This window comes from Mycobacterium sp. (genome assembly GCF_049280035.1).
GTDB lineage: Bacteria > Actinomycetota > Actinomycetes > Mycobacteriales > Mycobacteriaceae > Mycobacterium.
Genome location: NZ_JBAPPI010000658.1, coordinates 1 through 4,762, shown reverse-complemented (window position 1 = coordinate 4,762; position 4,762 = coordinate 1). Strand labels below are relative to the sequence as shown.

The 4,762-nt window shown below is 63.3% G+C and carries 6 protein-coding genes and 1 pseudogene; 4 read left to right on the top strand and 3 right to left on the bottom strand.

What is annotated here, in order from left to right; all coding sequences use genetic code 11:
- The 3 genes and pseudogenes from WAN71_RS21210 to WAN71_RS21200 form a co-directional block, all read right to left on the bottom strand.
- A pseudogene (locus tag WAN71_RS21210) lies at positions 1–112 on the bottom strand (glycerophosphodiester phosphodiesterase); the annotation flags it as partial.
- A 4-nt stretch (positions 113–116) separates the two neighbouring features.
- Positions 117–1,232 (bottom strand): DUF4328 domain-containing protein, encoded by a 1,116-nt coding sequence (locus WAN71_RS21205; RefSeq protein ID WP_422227216.1) that lies wholly within the window; start codon positions 1,230–1,232, stop codon positions 117–119.
- Between the two features lie 136 nt (positions 1,233–1,368).
- On the bottom strand, positions 1,369–1,713 hold the full coding sequence (locus WAN71_RS21200; protein WP_422227215.1) for a rhodanese-like domain-containing protein: 345 nt from the start codon (positions 1,711–1,713) through the stop codon (positions 1,369–1,371).
- A 480-nt stretch (positions 1,714–2,193) separates the two neighbouring features.
- Here WAN71_RS21200 and WAN71_RS21195 point away from each other — a divergent pair, with 480 nt between their 5' ends.
- From WAN71_RS21195 to WAN71_RS21180, 4 genes are all read left to right on the top strand, one after another.
- Positions 2,194–2,352, top strand: a complete 159-nt coding sequence (locus WAN71_RS21195; RefSeq protein ID WP_422227214.1) for a hypothetical protein — start codon at positions 2,194–2,196, stop codon at positions 2,350–2,352.
- A 164-nt stretch (positions 2,353–2,516) separates the two neighbouring features.
- The gene (locus WAN71_RS21190) at positions 2,517–3,140 is read left to right on the top strand and encodes a superoxide dismutase (protein ID WP_422227213.1); all 624 of its coding nucleotides are present in this window, start codon (positions 2,517–2,519) and stop codon (positions 3,138–3,140) included.
- Positions 3,141–3,340: 200 nt separating this feature from the next.
- The gene (locus WAN71_RS21185) at positions 3,341–3,874 is read left to right on the top strand and encodes a peptidase (protein WP_422227212.1); all 534 of its coding nucleotides are present in this window, start codon (positions 3,341–3,343) and stop codon (positions 3,872–3,874) included.
- 391 nt (positions 3,875–4,265) lie between these two features.
- A complete protein-coding gene (locus tag WAN71_RS21180) occupies positions 4,266–4,664 on the top strand; it encodes a transcriptional regulator (protein WP_422227217.1) in 399 nt (132 codons plus the stop codon).
- The last annotated feature ends 98 nt before the right edge of the window (positions 4,665–4,762 follow it).

Below are 4,762 nucleotides of genomic sequence, written 5' to 3'. Positions count from 1 at the left end.
CCCTGAGGGCGAGATCGTATGCGGCCAAGGTGTGTTCGGGCAGGGCGGCCGACGAGCCGCGATGGGCGACCACGAACGGGTGGCGAGAGACCACCTCGTCGGCCCGCGACATACCACTATGCTGCCGGTTCTTCACCCGTCAACTCAACTGCAGGAGCCGATTTCGGCGCGCCGGTTCCGTCGTCGGTGACCACTACCCAGCGATGGGCGGGCCGTTCGACCGGTTTGCGCTCAAATGCCTCGTAAACCTTCGCAGTCGCGATCACTGCGGCCAAGGCCAGCAGGTAGGCGACGATCATGGCCACCGTGTTGTTCGCGATGCCCTGGACGTCCTGCGCCCCGCTGGTAACCGATGCGAAAACCGAAGTCACGCAGCTGAGCAGCCACAACAGCCACCATGACCAGATGGTGCCGCGCAGCCGCGGGTAGTTGTCTTCGGTTTTCGCCAGCTCGATGACATAGACCAGCGACCACATTGCGCCGAGCAAAGGCAGACAACAGATCAGCATGGACCCGAACATCAGCGCCCAGCTGGGTGAATGGCCGAAAGACACCAGGATCACGGCGAAGGTGATGGCCAGCGCTATCGCCGCCGATGGCGGCAGCAGACAGCCGATCCGCAGCGCCCACGGCGTACGGGTTTCCGACCTACCGTGATGAGCGAAAGCCGCGGCGCGGCGCGCGATCAACCACCGCGTCAGCAGCAGGGCATAGGTGATCACCGCCGCGATCGCGGCCAGGCTGGCCAACACACTCAGCAGCGCTGCCGCGTCAGCCACCAGCCAATTCAGCAACGAGTTGCGGTTGATGATCAGCAACAGGTAGCGCGCCAGGTGAACCAATGCTGCGATGCCCAGCGTCAGCACGGTCGCGAAGAGTGCGGCGTGCACCCTAGCCGGCGGCGGCGGTTTTCGAACCGTCGAACCGCGTCCGGCACCATCCGATTCGGTGCGGTCCTGCAGGCCCCAGCGCGGTATCACTAGGTATCGCGGGGTCGGCCCGAGCGGCCGGCGCCGACGTCGTGGGGGTGGTGGCGGGCCGGGACGCACCGCAATCCAGCGATAGCCCGGTGGCAACCGCGGCGGTGTTCGCGGGCCGGCACTCCACCGCTGATCGACAGCGGGCGTCTCAGATGATGGCTCCAGCAGCGTCCCGCGACAACGCGGACACCACACACGCTGCCGATCACGGACATTCCAGCGTGTGCCGCACTGGGAGCACACTTGGATCATTGGCGCCGCTCTCCCCCGCAAGCGGGCGGTGCCCCCACCCCATCGCTCAGTACCAATTCGTCGCTCGCGCGAATCACCGCATCAGCCTAGCGGTGAAAACCGGCTGCTTGGGCATGGTGCTCGCGGGACGCCCCGGTCAGATGCTGCCTGGGCTGCCGTTGTCGGTGACCACCGGACGTCCGGCGTTGGCCCACGCCAGCATCCCGCCGCTGACGTTGACGGGTGCATACCCGTTGCTGGCCAAATATTCGGCCACTTTCTGCGAACGCCCGCCGGCCTTGCAGACGACGTACAACTTCGCCTGTGGGTCGATCTCATTGACGCGGGCCGGCACCTCACCCATCGGGATGTGCCGGGCCCCCGCGGCGTGACCCTGGCGCCACTCGTCGTTTTCGCGCACATCTAGCAACACAGTCGCCGGGCCGAATTCGGCGGGCAGGTCGGCGACGTCGGTCTGTACGACCACAGGTTCACTGTCCATGGGCTCGATCTTGGCACGCGGCGACCCGCCGCGTAGCAGGCCTCCGCCAGCTACCACCCGGTATCCACAGTTTCCACAGGTTTATCCACAACTAGCCATGCCCGGTCGACCGGATTGACGCGCGGTCAATACCCCGGCTCGGGTACCCGCTGTGGATAACAACCGGCGGAAACCGCGTCGCGATCGACAGATCCGCCGGGCGCTGAGCGAATTCTTAGCGCGCCTTTAGCTACTCGTTACATCCCCCTTATGGGGGATGTCACACCGAATCTGCCCCGGCGGGCCACCGGCCTGGCGCACCGCGACGGCGTCCATCGCCGGTTGGCCGGAGTCGTCGGCCAGCAAAATAGGTGCTGGTCAGCCACCCGCGTGCGGTTGAATTTTCCCGCCGGTTCGCAAGGGGTTATGATCGCGACCACTAGGAGTAGTTGTGACTCATCTCACTGGGGGAGTGTTGGACGTAAAGGTCGGGGCCATCGGATGACAACGCAACCGATCGGACCGCAGTCGGCGGGGTCGTCGTCGCGTTGGTACACCAATTCGGCGACGTGCAATCGCTCCTACTTGCTTGCCGGTTTGCGCGCCGGCCTGATCGCCCTGGTTTTGCTGGCGGTCCTCGCGGTCATTATTTGGTTCTGAAATCCCACCGCTGGGTATGCACCCATCGCACTCGTTCTTGCGGTGCGCGCGGTGATGGAGCAGGGTTGATCTTGGTTGACCAACCCAAGCCGCCGCTCCGCTGACAGCCTGCGAGCGGAGCGTCAGAAGCAGATCGGCAACGATCGTCGAAGGAAGGAATCGGAGTGGCTGAATACACTTTGCCCGACTTGGACTGGGACTACGGAGCACTGGAGCCGCATATCTCGGGTCAAATCAACGAGCTTCACCACGACAAGCACCACGCCACCTACGTCAAGGGCGCTAACGACGCCCTGGCCAAACTGGAAGAGGTGCGCGCCAAAGAGGATTTCTCGGCGATTCTGCTGTACGAGAAGAACCTGGCGTTCAATCTGGCCGGGCATGTCAATCACAGCCTGTGGTGTAAGAACTTGTCCCCCAACGGTGGTGACAAGCCGACCGGCGAACTCGCGGCCGCCATTGATGACGCCTTCGGATCGTTCGACAAGTTCCGCGGTCAGTTCACCTCGGCTGCCACCACCGTGCAGGGTTCGGGCTGGGCAGCCCTCGGCTGGGACAGCCTCGGCCAGAAGCTCTTGGTATTCCAGGTTTACGACCACCAGACCAACTTTCCGCTCGGCGTCGTTCCGCTGCTGGTCCTCGACATGTGGGAGCACGCTTTCTACCTGCAGTACAAGAACGTCAAGGCCGACTTCGCCAAGGCGTTCTGGAACGTCGTGAACTGGGAGGATGTGCAATCGCGTTACGCGGCCGCGACTTCGAAGGCTAAGGGGCTGATCGCCGGCTGAGTCCGGTTCAATTCGCCTGTTCGGGGCGTCGCGCCATTCGCGCGGCGTCCCGTTCACTATTTCAGCCGTATTTCTTTTTGCCCAAGTTGTGCGTTGGTTGCTCGTGTCAGCTTGCGGGTATTCATCCGCTGACGCATGCTGAGCTATCGACCCACCGGCGTATCGCTGGATACCCGAACCTAAGTATGGCGGAGGGCGAAATGGAAACCGGGTCAGGCCGGGCCGTCGAAGTGGCCCCGTTCCATTCTCGTGGTGCCCTGAAAGGGTTTGTGATTTCCGGGCGTTGGCCCGACTCGACGAAGGAGTGGGCACAGCTGTTGATGGTTGCGGTCCGGGTCGCGTCGCTTCCTGGATTGCTAAATACCACAACGGTATTCGGTGCTCGCGAGGAACTGCCGGACACTCCAGCGCCAGGCACCGTCGGGCTGGTACTGGCGGAGGGTCCGGTGGTCGGCGAATCCGCTATTCGGCCAGGTTATTTCGCTGATCGTCAGCCGCCGGCACTGTTGATGCTGCATCCGCCCTCGGAGACCACGCCGTCGTTGCCCGAATGCAATGGCGCGGCGTCGGGATGCGTGCTGCTGCCCGGGCTGCCGTATCTGGGGCTGGAGCACCGTGCTGCCTGGGTGGAGGCAGAAGCCGACGGCACGATCACCTCGGTGGTGAGCCGCGTCGGTGTCGACCCCATCAGCCATCCCGACACCGCAATTCTGGCGATGCTGCTCGCTGCTTGAGGCGTTCCGGCGAAGACTAGTCAGGTCGCGGGCATGCCCAAAACCGCGCTCGCAGGTACCGCAGCAGCCGACGACAGCAAATCTGCTTTTTGGGACGTCGGCATGGCGTGTCGGTTGCCATAGAATCCGATCAGCTGTACCAACGAAGCCTCGTGCTGCGACGAGGTCGCGCTGCGGTAACGACGCGCGAACACAATTCGCTTGCTACATCATGTGAATTCGCTGAATGTCGAGCTTGGCGCGCTCTAACGGCGTCGCCAACTCGCGCCACGGCTGCGGGCAGCAATTCTCGCCAAGTTTGCACTTGGTTGCGGCGATAACACTCGCTACGATGATCAGCAAATACCACAACGGAAATAAATATTGCACCGACCCGGTGGAGGTCATATCGATGAGCACGACGTTTTCTGCCCGCCTGAACCGCCTGTTCGACACGGTTTATCCGCCGGGACGGGGGCCGCATACCTCCGCCGAGGTGATCGCGGCGCTCAAGGCGGAGGGCATCACAATGTCTGCTCCCTACCTGTCGCAGCTACGCTCCGGCAACCGCACGAACCCGTCGTCTGCCACTATGGCTGCGCTGGCGAACTTCTTCCGCATCAAGCCCGCCTACTTCACCGACGATGAGTACTACGAAAAACTCGAGAAAGAGTTGGCGTGGCTGATCACCATGCGCGATGAGGGCGTTCGACGTATCGCGCTTCGCGCCAGCGGTTTGTCCGCGGAGTCGCAACACGACATCGTGCAGCGCGTTGACGAGCTACGCCGCAAGGAACACCTAGACGCATAGCCGCGAGGCCAGCCCGGTTAGGGTTGGCGCATCGACGGCGCGTACGCACCTCGATAGTCAACGAGATAGCGGGGAGGCGGCCGCGAATGGGCCTGTTC